General features: G+C 67.5%; 10 protein-coding genes. 7 read left to right on the forward strand and 3 right to left on the reverse strand.

Translation table 11 applies throughout. The annotated features are described in order from the left end of the window. Positions 1-55 precede the first annotated feature (55 nt). The 4 genes from G9V96_RS08495 (at position 56) to G9V96_RS08510 (ending at position 5,665) form a co-directional block, all read left to right on the forward strand. Positions 56-1,777, forward strand: coding sequence for a GMC family oxidoreductase N-terminal domain-containing protein (locus G9V96_RS08495; protein ID WP_168582644.1), 1,722 nt, complete (start codon positions 56-58; stop codon positions 1,775-1,777). Between the two features lie 334 nt (positions 1,778-2,111). Next, entirely contained in the window at positions 2,112-3,515 is a 1,404-nt protein-coding gene (locus G9V96_RS08500) for a serine hydrolase domain-containing protein (protein WP_168582645.1), read from the forward strand. 114 nt (positions 3,516-3,629) lie between these two features. Continuing rightward, positions 3,630-4,652, forward strand: coding sequence for a CPBP family intramembrane glutamic endopeptidase (locus tag G9V96_RS08505; protein WP_168582646.1), 1,023 nt, complete (start codon positions 3,630-3,632; stop codon positions 4,650-4,652). A 119-nt stretch (positions 4,653-4,771) separates the two neighbouring features. Further along, entirely contained in the window at positions 4,772-5,665 is an 894-nt protein-coding gene (locus G9V96_RS08510; RefSeq protein WP_168582647.1) for a Cof-type HAD-IIB family hydrolase, read from the forward strand. An 11-nt stretch (positions 5,666-5,676) separates the two neighbouring features. Here the strand turns inward: G9V96_RS08510 and G9V96_RS08515 are convergent, their stop codons facing one another. After that, the gene (locus G9V96_RS08515) at positions 5,677-7,383 is read right to left on the reverse strand and encodes a DNA polymerase (protein ID WP_226913237.1); all 1,707 of its coding nucleotides are present in this window, start codon (positions 7,381-7,383) and stop codon (positions 5,677-5,679) included. Between the two features lie 264 nt (positions 7,384-7,647). On the opposite strand from G9V96_RS08515, the gene G9V96_RS08520 reads away from it, so the two are divergent. Then, the gene (locus G9V96_RS08520) at positions 7,648-9,126 is read left to right on the forward strand and encodes an alanine/glycine:cation symporter family protein (protein ID WP_168582649.1); all 1,479 of its coding nucleotides are present in this window, start codon (positions 7,648-7,650) and stop codon (positions 9,124-9,126) included. A gap of 372 nt (positions 9,127-9,498) precedes the next feature. Beyond that, entirely contained in the window at positions 9,499-10,998 is a 1,500-nt protein-coding gene (locus G9V96_RS08525; protein ID WP_168582650.1) for an alanine/glycine:cation symporter family protein, read from the forward strand. Between the two features lie 194 nt (positions 10,999-11,192). Here the strand turns inward: G9V96_RS08525 and G9V96_RS08530 are convergent, their stop codons facing one another. Beyond that, positions 11,193-12,614 carry a protein adenylyltransferase SelO gene (locus tag G9V96_RS08530; RefSeq protein WP_168582651.1) on the reverse strand — a complete coding sequence of 474 codons (1,422 nt, stop codon included), beginning with the start codon at positions 12,612-12,614 and terminating at the stop codon, positions 11,193-11,195. A gap of 172 nt (positions 12,615-12,786) precedes the next feature. On the opposite strand from G9V96_RS08530, the gene G9V96_RS08535 reads away from it, so the two are divergent. Next, a complete protein-coding gene (locus G9V96_RS08535; RefSeq protein WP_168582652.1) occupies positions 12,787-13,362 on the forward strand; it encodes a dienelactone hydrolase family protein in 576 nt (191 codons plus the stop codon). 7 nt (positions 13,363-13,369) lie between these two features. Here G9V96_RS08535 and G9V96_RS08540 read toward each other — a convergent pair whose 3' ends face one another. Then, entirely contained in the window at positions 13,370-14,185 is an 816-nt protein-coding gene (locus tag G9V96_RS08540; RefSeq protein WP_168582653.1) for a pentapeptide repeat-containing protein, read from the reverse strand. Positions 14,186-14,197 lie beyond the last annotated feature (12 nt).

Below are 14,197 nucleotides of genomic sequence, written 5' to 3' on the forward strand. Positions count from 1 at the left end.
CATGCCTAAACTCCGCCCACCGGTAGGAAACCGGTCGGTAACGAAGGGCGAAGGCATGAGGGAGTACGACGTCGATGTCGTGATCATCGGCTCGGGTTTCGGCGGATCGGTTGCGGCGCTGCGCCTGGCCGAGAAGGGTTACCGCGTCCGGGTGCTCGAAGCTGGACGACGCTTCGCGGACGAGGAGCTCCCACGCACGAGTTGGGATGTGCGCCGGTTCCTGTGGGCCCCGAAACTGCGCTGCTTCGGGATCCAACGCATCCACCTGCTGCGCGACGTGGTGGTGCTCGCTGGGGCCGGTGTCGGCGGCGGTTCTCTGAACTACGCCTGCACCTTGTATGTGCCCCCAGAGCCGTTCTTCGGTGACCGGCAGTGGGGCCACATCACCGACTGGCACGCCGAACTGGCGCCGCACTATGAGACCGCCTCCCGAATGCTCGGTGTCACCACCAACCCGTGCGACGGGCCCGTGGAGGAGGTGATGCGGGCAACCGCCCGCGACCTCGGCGTGCAGGACACCGTCTTCAGTACCCCGGTCGGGGTGTACTTCGGTGAACCCGCACGCACTGTCGCCGACCCTTACTTCGGCGGCGCCGGGCCGGCCCGCACCGGCTGCACCCAGTGCGGCAACTGCATGGTCGGCTGCCGGGTCGGGGCCAAGAACACCCTCGTCAAGAACTATCTGGCGCTGGCCGAACGCCTCGGCGTGCGCATCGACCCGCTGCGCACCGTCACCCGGGTGCGCCCGCTGGATGCCGCTCACCCTGACCAGGGGTACGCCGTCACCTCCGAGGCGACCGGGTCGCTGCTGCGTCGCCGTCCCGAGACGTTGCGGGCCCGGCAGGTGATCCTGGCCGCCGGGGCGTTCAATACCGGGCAGTTGCTGCACCGCTGGAAGGCCACCGGTGACCTGCCGAACCTCTCGCCAGCCACGGGGCTGTTGACCCGCACGAACTCCGAGCAGCTCAGTGCCGCCATGACCCTGGATCTGCCGGCCGAAGACCTCAGTCGCGGTGTCGCCATCACCACCTCCTTCCACGTCTCAGCCGACACCCACGTCGAGAACTGCCGGTACGGGGCCGGCTCCAACCTCATGGGCGCCATGATGGCCGTCTTCACCGACAGCGCCGGACGCCGGTCCCGGCTCCTGAGCGCAGCCCGCGAACTGGTGCGGAACCCGATCACCCAGGTGCGGGCGATGTCGCTGCACCGGTGGAGCCAACGCACGATCATCGCGCTCATCATGCAGAGCCGCGACAACTCCCTGACCACCTCCTACCGGCGCGGTCTCTTCGGCGGGCACCGGATGAGCAGCCGGCAGGGCCACGGTGAACCGAACCCGACCACGATCCCCGAGGGGGTGCGCGCCACCCGGGTGCTGGCGGCCCGGCTGGCCGAACGCACCGGCCGCAACGCGATGCCGCGCGGTTCCATCGGGGAACTGTTCGATGTGCCGATGACCGCGCACTACCTGGGCGGCGCAGTGATCTCCGACGACCCGAGTACCGGGGTGGTCGACCCCTACCAGCGGGTGTGGGGCTACCCGGGCATCACCATCGCCGACGGGGCCGCCATCAGCGCCAACCTGGGAGTGAACCCGGCCCTGACGATCACGGCGCAGGCAGAGCGGGCGATGTCGCTGTGGCCGCGCCCGGGCGAGCCGGATACTCGCCCCGCCCAGGGCGCCCGGTACACCAGGCTGGAGCCCACGCTGGACGGGATCGGGCAGAGCGATGCCGCCTACACCCCGCAAGTTCCCTCGATGGAGACCTCTTAGGACGGGAGTGCCGCCATCGCGCGCGGGCGCCCCCTGCACGTTGCGACCCGGTAGGAGCTGTCCCAGTGAGTGCGGTGACCGTCGGGAGAGGCGCCGGTGAGATCGCCGGCGCTCACCCTCACCTCGGCGGCCGTCTCAGCGGCAACGGTGTGAAACGTCTCCGGCTCTGGCTCCAGCCATGCTCCCGGTTCGTCCCCAGCGGCGGCCTCTGTCGAGGCCCGGCCGCTGCACCGATGAGCAGTGCCTGAACGCGAGGCTCCGCCGCGGCCAAGGCTGCGTCCAGCACCCGGGCCTCGCCGGGCGCGGTCCCGGCCTCGTCGGCGATGATCAGAGCATGCTTCCTCGCGCCACGCCCAGCAGTCAGGATGTCGATGCCGCCCGGATCGGCGCCTTCATTCACGCCGCAGCGCGAGCGCGGATCGAGCTACACAGCCTCATGGTGCTTCGACGCGGCAACGTCATCGCGCAAGGTTGGTGGGAGCCGTACACCCCTGATGGGATCCAGCTCGTCTACTCGCTGTCCAAGGCGTTCACCTCCGCCGCCGTCGGCATCGCCCAAGCGGAAGGACTTCTCGACCTCGAGTCCACCGTCGCCGAAGCACTAGGCGAAGACCTACCGGGCGGCGCAGCGGAGTGGACCCGGACCGTGCGGGTGCGGGACCTGCTGACGATGAGTACCGGGCACGAGGACGACCCGATCAACGCCATGTCTTCCAGCGCCCGCAGCGACCGCGACCCGCTGCGCACCTTCCTGGAATTACCGGCCGAACACGACCCGGGGCTCTTCACCTATAACCAGGGCGCAACGCTGACGCTGTCCGCGATCCTGGCCCGCGTCACCGGCGAGCCGCTACTGGATTGGCTACGACCCCGACTCCTGGACCCCCTCGGCGCGGCTGAAGCGACCTGGAACGGGATGAAGGGCACCGTCGGGCCGGGCGGGCAACCGCTGGCGCAAGGCTTCACCGGCCTGCACGTACGCACCGAAACCATCGCCGCCTTCGGGGAGCTCCTTCGCTGCGACGGCCAGTGGGGCGACCGCAGGTTGATCCCGGCCGGCTACCTCGCCCAAGCGCGTCGCCCCCTGGTACCGAACGCCGGCCGCACGAGCAACCCTGACTGGCAGCAGGGCTACGGCTTTCAACTGTGGAGCGCGCGGCACGGCTACCGGGGCGACGGCGCCTACGGGCAGTTCTGCATCGTGTTGCCCGAACAGCAGGCTGTCATCGCCATGACTGCCCAGTGCCCCCGGATGCAGGAGCAACTCGACCTGGTGTGGGAGCACCTCCTGCCCGCCTTCGATTCTCCCGGCTCGCCGGAGGCCGACGATGACCTCGAGGAGTTGCTGCTCAGCCAGCGCCTGGAGCCGCTGAGCGACCAGGAGGACGCCGGGGTAGCCAGCGTGGCGGACCTGTTCGGGCGCGATCACGACCTGCGCGCACCGGCGTTGTTCCTCGGTCAGGTGGAACGCGTGCGTATCGATGAGACGCCGCAGGGATGGTCGATGACCTGGCACACCGCCCAGGGCGGTGTCGAGGTGCCAGTCGGTCGCGGCGAATGGACCCGAGCTCGCCTGCCCGCCCCAGACACGCTGCACACCCCGGTCGCGTTGAGCGGCGCGTGTATCGACGGCGAGCTGCGGGTGCGGGTCGTGTACGTGGAGTCTCCGCACTGCCTGACGGTGTCGCTGCGCCCGGATGGAGCGGCCCTGTCCTGGCGGACATTGCCGCTGGCCTGAGTCGGCGCCGATGGGCTCAGGCTGACAAATGTCATGATCCGGACGGGAAGATCCCCGCAGCCCTGATGATCGGGCTCAGTTGGGATCGCCTCTGGCGTGGGAGATGCTGAAGACATGGACCACGAGCGGACCTCCACCCAGAGCCACCGGGAACACCCACCTGTCGCCCTCGCTTGCGCCCCTGCCCCCGGCAGCCGCTTCAGCCACTCGCTACGCAACGAGAAGTCGCGATGGTGGAAACCGTTGGTCGGCGTCATTGTCGGGGTCCTGCTCTTCCTGGCGGTCAGCGTCTTCCTGACGGTGCTGGCTGTCGTCTACGAGACGATGGCCAACCACGGTTCGTTCGACCCGCAATCGATGACTCCGCTGATGTACGCGGCGGCGTTGGCGGGACTGGTTGTCTTGATCCCCATCGCCATCCTCATGCAACGGATCGTGCACGGGCAGGCCATCGGGCAGCTGTTCTCGGTGCAAGGACGGCTCCGGTGGCGTTGGCTCGGGCTGGCTACCGCAGTGATCCTGTTGCCCTTCCTCGCCTACCTGGCCCTGTTTCAATACCTGGCGCCGCAGAATGGGTCGCGGGCCGACAACTGGCTGGTGTACTTGCTCGTCGGGGTGCTGCTCATGCCCTTCCAAGCCGCAGCCGAAGAAATCTTCTTCCGCGGCTATGTGCAACGCGCGGTGGGGACCTGGTTCTCGGCTGAACGAAGCTCGCTCATCGTCGGGACCCTCATCTCTGCGCTGATCTTCATGGCCGCCCACTTCGCCCAGGACCCATGGCTGATCGGCTACTACTTCGCCTTCGGCGCCACCTTGTCGATCCTTGCCCACTACACGGGTGGTCTTGAAGCAGGGATCGCCATCCACGTCGTCAACAACGTCGTCGCCGGGGCTTACGGCGCGCTCACTCAGGACCCGTCCTCGATGTTCGACCGCAGCGCTGGGACCGGCGGGCCGTTCATGCTTGTGCAGATCGCGGCCATCGCACTGTTCGCCTACGCCCTCTACCGACTGGCTCGCCGTCAGCGCCTCGCCGTCCGCTACCAGCCCACCCTCCAGGCCGCTGGGGCTGCCCCCAGCACCACCCCGCCCCAGCCTCACACCGAGGCCGGCGGTGTCGCCGACCGCCGCGGCTGAGACCCCGGGACCCGCCACCGCTGAGTGCGCGAAGACGCGGCCCCGCAGCACCGGGTGTACGAGCGCTGCGGGGCCGCGGCGATACTGGGGGCTCCATCGACAACGACATACGGAGCGCCGTGTCCTACCGCCTTATCGTCACCGACATCGACGGCACCCTGCTGAGCAGGCAGGGCCTGATCCTGCCGGGTACTCGTGCCGAGTTGGCCCGTGCCCGCGCGGCCGGAGCCACCCTCGCGCTCGCCTCCGGGCGCCCCTTGCCGGGCCTGCGTCGACTCGTTCGAGACATGCATCTCGACCCCAGCGGCCTGGTGCTGATCGGAGTCAACGGCGCCGTCGTGGCCGACGCGGCCTCCGGTCAGGTGTATAACCGGCGCGCACTGGAGCCGAGTATCACCGCCCGCATCTGCACGATCGCCCAGTCGTACCCGGTCACGACGATGTTCTGCGCCGGTGATGACCTCATCGCTGCAGATCCGGACGCCGAGCGGGTGGGCATGGAGGTGAAGGGCAACGAGATGAACTTCGTCCACCTGCCCGACATGACCCGTGTCGAGGTCCCGGTGGACAAGGTGCTGCTCTGCGGCCCGAACAAGGTCCTCACCGAGTTGGCCGGTGTCATCCGCGCCGAAGTGGGCCAGGACACCGAGTCATCATTCTCTGCGCCGTACTACTTCGAAGCCACCGCCGCCGGGGTGGACAAAGGATCCGCGGTCCGCGCCTACGCCGAGTCCGTGTCGATCCCGATGGAGCAGGTCGTCGCGTTCGGAGACAACTACAACGATCTGCCGATGATCAACGCGGCCGGGATGGGGGTGGCGATGGGTAACGCAGTCGAGGAGGTCCGCGCGGCTGCCGACCGCGTCACCGCCTCCCACGACGAGGAGGGTATCGCCGAGGTTCTCGCCGACCTCTTCGGCGACGGCAGCCCCGCCGAACGCAGCGAAGAGCTCAAGGCCAACACGATGTATGAGGTCTCTTTCGAGGAGCTCCTGTCACCGGGCGGTGAATGAGTCACCGGGCGCTACTTGGCCTCTGACCAGCGTTGCACCACCGAGATATCGGCGACGAACCGTACCGGGGCGCCGCCGGACCAGCGGCGGGAGGCGTCCTGCAGGCAGGTATCCAACGCCTGCGCTGTGGATTCGGCCAGTTCCTGCGGCACATGCACCAGCAGTTCATCGTGCAGGCATAACACGATGCGAGCGCGAGGGTGCAGCGCCGCACGTACGGTCACGGCCCACGCCTTGAACAACTCTGCCGCCGCACCCTGAATGACCGCGTTGCGCGCGAACCGTCCCCGGGCTGCGGTCAAGGCGGGGTCATCGGGTTGCGGCGCAGTGGGCAGCGCAGCGCCGGTGCGGATGAGTCGACCCCCGTAGGTCCGGACCGGCTCGCCGGCGCAACCGGCCGCGTATGCCCGATCCAGGTAGCGCATCGCCACCGGGTAGGAGCGTTCGAGTCCGCGCAGCGCCTCCCCGGCGGCGCCGCTGCGCTGCCCATACATCGCCGCGAGCACCGCAATCTTGGCCACCGAACGTTCCACCCCGAGCCGGGCCGCCACCGGCGCGTACAGGTCCTCGGCTCGGGAGGCCGCCGCGAACGCCTCGTCCCCGGAGACCACCGCCAGCACGCGAGGTTCGATCTGGCCCAGGTCGGCGCGCACGAAACGGTGCCCCGGCTCGGCCGCGACACCGGGCCGCAATGTGACGGGCAGGTTGTGCAGCCCGCTGTCCGCGCTCATCCTCCCGGCGGCGCCATCGGCGGGGTTCCACTGCCCGCGCAGCCGGTCATCAGGGCCGATATGTTCCTGGATCCAGGCCGGGCCGTAGGTGGTGGCGATCCGTTCCTGCGCCCGCCACGCCAGCAGCGCCGAGACCACCGGGTGGGCGTTGCGGTAGGCCTCCAAGACATGCTTACGGGTGCTTGCCACCTCGATCCCGACACTGGCGAGCAGGTCGCGCACCGCGAGCGGATTGCGCAGATCGATGTGCTCGCGGCCCGGCACGTGGGCCAGCACCTGCGCATCCCGGGCATCGCGCGGGCCCGACATCGGGGAGACGATCTGCAGCAACCGGGCCCGATCCACCGGTAGCCCGTCGCGGGTCAGTTCCGCGCACAGCACCGCCGCCGCTGACTCGGCGTGCACGGTCACCACCAGCCGCGGCCAACAGCGTGCTGCCTGTGCGCGTTGCGCTCGCGCGCAGGTCAGCGCGGCATCCGCCCAACTCAGCAGCAGCTCGTCGTCGTTGCACCAGGTCCCGGCGACAGCGTCGGGACGCAAGTGGCCATCCGGGCGGACCAGCCCGGACTCCGGCGCGGAGTCCATCACCTCGAACAGGTCGCCGGTAGGAGGCGCCGGCACCTGGGCCAGATCCAACCCGTGGGCGGCCGCCCAGGCCTGGCCGGGTTCGCCCTGACCCCCGCCGAAGATGAGCCGGTGCGCCTGCCTCACGTCCCAGGCGCGAGCCGGAGCCAGTCCGGCAGCTATGAGCGGGGCGGCATCCCACTGAGCTGACCACCACGTCCACCGCGGGCGCTCGCTCTCTATCCGGGCCGCTAGTTGCGCGGCCTGCTCCGGCGCCAGGACCACCCGCACGTCTTTACCGACGACCGCAACCCGCGCCGGGGCGTCCCGACGCGCGGCGGCGTTCCCGGCGACCCGAGAGCGCCCAGAGCGCGGCGAGCCCGGTGCCACGACGAAGGCTGCATGCTCGGGTGATCGGCTCACCCGAGGAAGCCTAGGCCTCATCGGCGGCGGCGCCACGCCCCTCCGTGACTAGCCTTTCAATAGCTCGCGACCCAGCACAGCACTCCATCGCAGTGTGCGAAATGCCACATCTGCGCGCGGCTGGGTCCCAATCGACGCAATTAGGGGCGATGACAATTGCGTGTTCGCCCCCCGACGGCGCCTCGGACTGAAAAGCTAGGTGAGCCCAGCACCTGAGAACTAGTTACCTGGACACCAGCCACCCGGCCTCCGAAAGGGGCACCCATGCTCGACAAAGTCGTCACGAGGACCGTGGAACTCCTGTGGAGTACCCCGATGCTCTACCTGGTCCTGCTGGCGGGGCTGTACTTCAGCATCCGCATGCTGTTCCCCCAGATCCGGCGGGTCGGGGACATGGTCAAGTTCCTGTTCGGGGGCGGTGACTCCGCCCAGGGCGTCTCTTCATTCGAGTCGTTCGCGATGGCGCTGGGCGGCCGGGTCGGGGTCGGCAACATCGCTGGTGTCGCCACCGCGATCCACTTCGGTGGACCCGGCGCCGTGTTCTGGATGTGGGTGACGGCGATCCTCGGCTCCGGCATCGCCATCGTGGAGTCATCGTTGGCGCAGGTCTACAAGCAGGACATTCACGGCGAATACCGAGGCGGTCCGGCGTACTACATCGAATACGGGCTTCGCAGCCGCTGGTTCGGCATCGTCTACGCCCTCGCGGCCGTGCTCGCCTTCACGGTGACCGGCCCTTCGATTCAGGCCTTCAACATCGCCGACAGCGCCAACACCGCCTTCTCCATCGACCCCCGCATCACCGGCGTCGTCGTGGCGGCGCTGTTCTGCGCGGTCGTGCTCGGCGGCATGAAGCGCATCGGGCGCGTCTGTGCCCTCGTCGTGCCGTTCATGGCCGTGGCCTACATCCTCACCGCGCTGGTGGTCGTAGGTCTGCACGCCAATGACGTCCCGGCGATGTTCGGGTTGATCTTCCGCAGCGCCTTCGGCGGCGAAGCGATGTTCGGAGGCATGCTCGGCACCGTCATCATGTGGGGCGTCAAGCGCGCCGTCTACTCCTCTGAGGCCGGTACCGGCTCTGGGGCTCAGGCCTCCGCTGCCGCCGAGGTCTCCCACCCGGTCAAGCAGGGTCTGGCGCAGGGCTTCTCGGTTTACGTCGACACCCTGTTCGTGTGCACGATGACCGCGCTGATGATCCTGGCCAGCAACACCTACAACGTGGCGGCCCCCAACGGCAAGATGCTCGTGGAGCACCTGCCCGGGGTGGAGCCCGGCCCGGCCTACACCCAGGCAGCCTTCGACAGCGTGATGCCCGGCTTCGGCGCCGCTTTCATCGCCATCGCGATGTTCTTCTTCGCCTTCACCACGCTGCTCTCGTTCGGCTTCTACGCCGACACCAACGTCTCCTACCTGGTGCGAAACAGCCGCCACCAGCACAAATTGGTCGTTGTGTTCCAGCTTGTGCTCACGGCCTCGATCATCCTGGGTTCGTTCCGTAGCTCCGACTTCGCCTGGGCGCTGGCCGACATCGGCGTCGGCCTCTACACCTGGATCAACCTCATCGCGCTGATCTTCCTGGCGCCCAAGGCCCACAAGGTGTTCAAGGATTACGAAGCGCAGCGCAAGGCCGGTAAGGACCCGGTCTTCGACCCGCGTGCCGTCGGCATCGACAACGCCCCGGTCTGGGACGAGATCGCTGAGCGCCGCCGGGTTGCCGGCACCCTGGACACCCCCATCCGCTGACCCTTCACGCCTGCGCCCCGGATGCACCGCATCCGGGGCGCAGTGCTGTGTTCACGCGGGCAATCCGGGTCCGGCGGGGAGGAGCGCAGCCTCCTTCGACCCGGATCGAGCTATCGCGGGCGCGAATACGCCCGCGAGATGGCGGGTGATGATGCGCTAATTCACGGCCAGATAGAACAGGTGTGGCGATTATGGGCGCAATCGTTATTCAGATGACATATTAGAGTCGAATTTTCTGAAGTAATTCCCTAATCGAGCGGCGCTACCGCGACACGGCGCGTTCAGTGCTGTAAAACTAACCACCATGTCTGGTGCATCACACCCGATTACGCGGGCCACCGGCCCATTTGGCCCAAGAAAGGGGTTCGGTTCATGGACAAGATAATCACGAGAATTGTGGAACTCTTGTGGAGCACTCCCATGCTCTATCTCGTACTTCTGGTGGGGTTGTACTTCACCATCCGACTGGCGTTTCCGCAGGTCTTGCGGGTCGGCGATATGGTCCGCCAGCTCGTCCGCGGCGGCGATTCTGCACACGGCGTCTCCTCGTTCGAGTCCTTCGCCATGGCCCTGGGCGGTCGGGTGGGGGTCGGTAATATTGCCGGCGTTGCGACGGCTATTCACTTCGGTGGACCCGGCGCCGTGTTCTGGATGTGGATCACCGGCATCCTCGGCGCAGCTATCGCCGTCGTCGAATCATCGCTGGCTCAGACATACAAGGAAGAGGTCGACGGCGAATATCGCGGCGGGCCTGCTTTCTACATCGAGAAGGGTCTGAATGCTCGCTGGTTCGGCATGCTCTACGCCATCGCCGCGATCTTCGCCTTCACGGTCACCGGCCCCTCGATCCAGGCCTTCAACATCGCCAGCACCGCCCGGGTCGCATTCTCCTTCGACCCCCGGATCACCGGCGTCGTGGTGGCCATTCTGTTCTGCGCGGTCGTGCTCGGCGGCATGAAACGCATCGGTCGAGTATGCGGTCTGGTCGTGCCGTTCATGGCCGTGACCTACATACTTGTGGCGCTGGTCATCGTCGGTCTGCACGCTGATCAGGTACCGGCAATGTTCGGGCTGATCTTCCGCAGCGCCTTCGGCGGTGAAGCGCTTTACGGCGGCATGCTCGGCGCCGTCATCATGTGGGGCGTCAAGCGCGCCGTCTACTCCTCCGAGGCCGGTACCGGCACCGGGGCCCAGGCCTCCGCCGCCGCCGAGGTCTCCCACCCGGTCAAGCAGGGCCTGGCGCAAGGCTTCTCGATCTACGTCGACACCCTGTTCGTGTGCACGATGACCGCGCTGATGATCCTGGCCAGCAACACCTACAACGTGGTGGGTCCCGACGAGACGCTGCTGGTCGAGAACCTGCCCGGGGTGAAGCCCGGCCCGGCCTACACCCAGGCAGCCTTCGACAGTGTGATGACTGGGTTCGGCCCGGCCTTCATCGCTGTCGCGATGTTCTTCTTCGCTTTCACCTCGTTGTTGTCGTTCGGCTTCTACGCCGACACCAACCTGTCCTACCTGCTGCGCGGGCACCGTCACCAGCACAAGGTCATCGTCGGCTTCCAGCTGCTGCTGGCCGCCTCGATCATCCTGGGCTCCTACCGCTCATCCAAGTTCGCCTGGGCGCTGGCTGACATCGGGGTGGGTATCTACACCTGGATCAACCTCATCGCGCTGGTCTTCCTGGCCAAGAAGGCATACGCCATCTACAACGACTACGAAGTGCAGCGCAAGGCGGGCAACGACCCGGTCTTCGACCCGCGTGCCATCGGTATCGAGAATGCCCCGGTGTGGGAGGCGATCAACGCCCGCCGCAGGACCGCAGAGCGCGACGTGATTACCGACGAGACTCCCACCGCGCCCACAGTTCGTTAGATCTCCTGCAATTGCCCGATTCCGGCGGGCTGAGGTGGACCCCATTCGTTTCACCGCAGCGCCCGGCTCAGGCACACAGCACTGCGCCCCGGCTCCAGACATCCGGGGCGCAGTGCTGCGCGCGCCCCGGATGATTGACTCCGGGGCGCACACGGATCTGAGGGGCGCCGTGCGCGGCGCGTCGGGCAGCGCTGTCAGGTACCGCAGTAGGTGACGTGCGGCGCGGCGCCGGCGGGCGGGGGCTCGGCCAGGTCCTGAAAGTCGGGGCGCTCAACGTAGGGGTGGGTGAGAGCCTCGAGCAGCCGGTGAAAGGGCGCCAGGTCCCCGGCCGTGGCTGCCTCGAGCGCTTCCTCGACGCGATGGTTGCGGGGGACGTACACCGGGTTGATCCGGTTCATCGCCTCGGTGGGCTCATCCCCGGCCAGCAGCACCAGTCGACGCTGGTTCCACCGGTCGAACGCCTCCGGTTGGGTGAAGTGTTCGCGAGCGGTGCCTGCCGCCAGCGCCCTAAAGAACCCGGTGTAGTCGACTTTCTCTTCACTCAGGAGTTGCAGCAGGTCATCGGTCAGTTCGGGGGCGGGTTGTCCCAGCCCCACCTTGGCCGCCATCCCCGCCGATAGCGCCTCTCGATAGCGCGGCGCGAATCCCAGGAGGATTTCGGTGGCCGCCTCGACGGCCGCGTTGAGGTCCTCATCGACCAGCGGCAGCAGCGCTTCGCCGAGGCGGGCGAGGTTCCATTGTGCCGCGGCGGGTTGGTTGCCCAACGCGTAGCGACCTGCGTGGTCGATGGAGCTGAAAACCGTGGCCGGGTGGTAGCTGTCGATGAACGCGCACGGTCCGTAGTCGATGGTCTGGCCGCTTATCGTCATGTTGTCGGTGTTCATGACGCCGTGCACGAAGCCGACGAGCATCCAGGAGGCGAGGAGCTGCGCCTGCACGGCGACAACGTTCTCCAGTAGCCCAAGGTAGGGCGACTTCGCCTGCGTAGCCTGCGGGTAGTGCCGGGCGATGGCGTAGTCGGCCAAGGCGCGCATCACCTTGATCTCACCCTGAGCCGCCGCGTATTGGAAGGTGCCGACGCGCAGGTGGCTGGCCGCGACACGGCACAGAATCGCCCCCGGCAGCATCCGCTCCCGATAGATGCTCTCCCCGGTGCTGACCACCGACAGCCCGCGGGTGGTCGGGATCCCCAAGGCGTGCATGGCCTCGCCCATCAGGTACTCGCGCAGCATCGGCCCGACGGCGGCTTTGCCGTCCCCACCTCGCGCGAACGGGGTACGCCCCGAGCCCTTCAGGTGCAGGTCGTGGCGATCTCCGGCCGGGTCGATGACCTCACCGAGCAATAGCGCGCGGCCGTCGCCGAGCCGCGGCGAGTACGAACCGAACTGGTGACCGGCATAGGCCTGGGCCACGGTGCGCACCCCAGGCCGGGGTTGCCCGCTCAACAGGGCCAGGTCCTTTCGCAGCAGGTCCGGATCGGCGCCGAGCTCTCGGGCCAGGTCGTCGTTGAACACGAGCAGGTGCGGGTCCGGGACTTCGGCAGCCTGCCACGACAGCGACAACTCCGGCACGGCACGTGCGTAGGAATCCTCGAAAATCAGCTGCGAGCGGGTCATGTCAGCGAGGCTACGTGTCCCGCCGCCACCTGTGCACAGGCCGCAGTTTCTTCCGGTGTGACGAGACGGGCAGGTCTGAAACCTGTACGAGCTCGTCTACCTGCGCCAGACTGTCGACACTTATCCCGCCGGTCTCACTCGAGTAGTGCGGCCGCTCATCACGGGAGGCACCGTGACCACGATCGTCCTGTTCCATCACGCGCAAGGGCTCACCCCAGGCATCAGCGAACTCGGCCGAAAGATCGGCGGCCGGGGCCATGTCGTGCATACCCCGGACTATTTCGAGGGGCGCACCTTCGACAACATCCTCGAGGGCTACGCCTACGTCCAGGAGCGCGGCTTCGACAGTTACGACCAATGGGCCGAGCAGAAGGTGGCTGAGTTACCCACGGACGCGGTCTACATCGGCGTCTCCCTGGGGGTTAGAGCCGCCCAGCGGCTCGCGCAAACGCGTTCAGGGGCGCGGGGCGCGATCCTCATCGAGGCTTGCCTGCCTCCGGATGAGTTCGGCACACAATGGCCCGATGAGGTGCCGGTCCAGATTCATGGCGCTCAGGACGACCCGCTGTTCGCGTTGGAAGGTGACCTGCAAGCAGCGCAGGCACTCATCGAGGCGCACGCAGCGACCGATCTGCACACCTACCCCGGAGACAAGCACTTGTTCTGCGATTCTTCGCTGCCGGGCTACGACGCTGAGGCCACCGATCTGCTGGTCGAACGAGTCCGCTCGTTCGTCAGCCGCGTCTGAATTCGATTCAGGACCAATGGCGCGGCCGGTGCAGGCGGGCGGGTAGCCGTGTCGTCGAGTCACCGGTCGCGGCGTTGACCTGAGGTTGGGTCAGGAACAGGGCCTCTCGCAGGTCGGCGCCGCTCACCTCGGCGCCGCGCAGATCAGCTCCGAGCAGATCCACTCGGTACAGCACGGCGCCGTGTAGTCGCGCCCTGAGCAGCAGCGCGCCACGGAGTGAGCAGCCCTGCAGGTGAACGCCGCTCAAGTCAGCCCCGACAAGGTCAGCGCCGGGGCGCAGCCTGCGGCAGGCGCGGGTACGGCGGGTGGAGACACCCCGACGGGCGACGTTTGTACGTGTTTCTTCGCTGACGGCGCCCAGCAGAGAACCGACCCGGGCCCGGATGGCCGGCACCTCGAGTGCAAGCAAGCCCTCGGGGGCGCTGGCGGCAAGGGCGTCGATGTGGCCTGCCAGGTCTCGAGCCACCCCTGCCCGGCTCGACGTGGTGACGACGGGATCAGCCAGGTACCAGAGCATTTCGTGCAGTTGGTGCATCACCGGGAAGAGCGGGTACATCTGCTTTCGCTTCGATAGCCAAGCCTGCTGGCCGCCCAGTGACTGCGTGACCCGCTGTCCGGCGCCGAAGCATTCGAAAACAGTGCAACCGATCCAGCCCTCTTGTCGGAGCCGGGGGTGGATGGTGCAGCGATATTCCTGGTCCAGGTTGCGACACGGTACAGCCCCCGGCTTGTCCTCGGGGAAGTCAGCTGAGCGCGCGAACGGCAGCGCCGTGCAGCACAACCCGACACAGCGGGAGCAGTCAGCCTGCAGCTCGGGGCGCACCGGGCGAGTTTA

It is taken from the genome of Gephyromycinifex aptenodytis, from assembly GCF_012277275.1.
Classification (GTDB): Bacteria; Actinomycetota; Actinomycetes; order Actinomycetales; family Dermatophilaceae; genus Gephyromycinifex; species Gephyromycinifex aptenodytis.

Excerpts from the sequence above, each read along its gene's own strand:
- G9V96_RS08495 (WP_168582644.1), top strand. The coding sequence starts at position 56 with ATGAGGGAGTACGACGTCGATGTCGTGATCATCGGCTCGGGTTTCGGC.
- G9V96_RS08500 (WP_168582645.1), top strand. The coding sequence starts at position 2,112 with ATGCTTCCTCGCGCCACGCCCAGCAGTCAGGATGTCGATGCCGCCCGG.
- G9V96_RS08505 (WP_168582646.1), top strand. The coding sequence starts at position 3,630 with ATGGACCACGAGCGGACCTCCACCCAGAGCCACCGGGAACACCCACCT.
- G9V96_RS08520 (WP_168582649.1), top strand. The coding sequence starts at position 7,648 with ATGCTCGACAAAGTCGTCACGAGGACCGTGGAACTCCTGTGGAGTACC.
- G9V96_RS08525 (WP_168582650.1), top strand. The coding sequence starts at position 9,499 with ATGGACAAGATAATCACGAGAATTGTGGAACTCTTGTGGAGCACTCCC.
- G9V96_RS08530 (WP_168582651.1), bottom strand. The coding sequence starts at position 12,614 with ATGACCCGCTCGCAGCTGATTTTCGAGGATTCCTACGCACGTGCCGTG.